This window comes from Acinetobacter sp. P1(2025) (assembly GCF_051390655.1).
Classification (GTDB): Bacteria; Pseudomonadota; Gammaproteobacteria; order Pseudomonadales; family Moraxellaceae; genus Acinetobacter; species Acinetobacter junii.
Window position 1 is genome coordinate 1 of the sequence record NZ_JBPKBJ010000184.1, and the last position, 517, is coordinate 517.

Here is a 517-nt window from a genome sequence, read left to right on the forward strand (position 1 = left end):
TGTTTAAGATGAGATGTAACTCATTGAAATGTGTCATCATATTCGTCGTCAGAAAACAAGTATTATGCCATTATTTCAATGAGTTATCTTTTTTTGTCGTGTACAAAGAAAATCATCCCTTGTTTAACGATTAATTTCTAATGCTTGTCCACGACAATTTAAGAATAACTGATTTTGATGCCACGCCAGTTGCCCAGAAACAATGGTAGTATCAACTTCATAACGAAAGGTTTTATCTTGGAATGGAGTCCAACCACATTGCATATAATTTTTTTCTTTGTACACGACAAAAAAGATAACTCATTGAAATAATGGCATTATACTTGTTTTCTGACGACGAATATGATGAAACATTTCAATGAGTTACATCTCATCTTAAACAAATATCTAAAGAGGAACAAGTGACATGCAAAATGTTTTACACTGATTATGCTTGCATTAATTGTAAAACAGACATGTAATCTTTCTTCTGCATCTAAAGCCTTACCCATCAAGTGCTTACCACAATCATTTTATC

General features: G+C 32.1%; 2 pseudogenes. One reads left to right on the forward strand and one right to left on the reverse strand.

Going from position 1 to position 517, the window contains the following annotated elements:
* Window positions 1-123 precede the first annotated feature (123 nt).
* Window positions 124-285: pseudogene (locus ACSC97_RS18295) on the reverse strand (dihydroorotase); the annotation flags it as partial.
* A 60-nt stretch (window positions 286-345) separates the two neighbouring features.
* Between ACSC97_RS18295 and ACSC97_RS18300 the strand changes: the two are divergent.
* Window positions 346-517: pseudogene (locus tag ACSC97_RS18300) on the forward strand (IS4-like element ISAba33 family transposase); the annotation flags it as partial.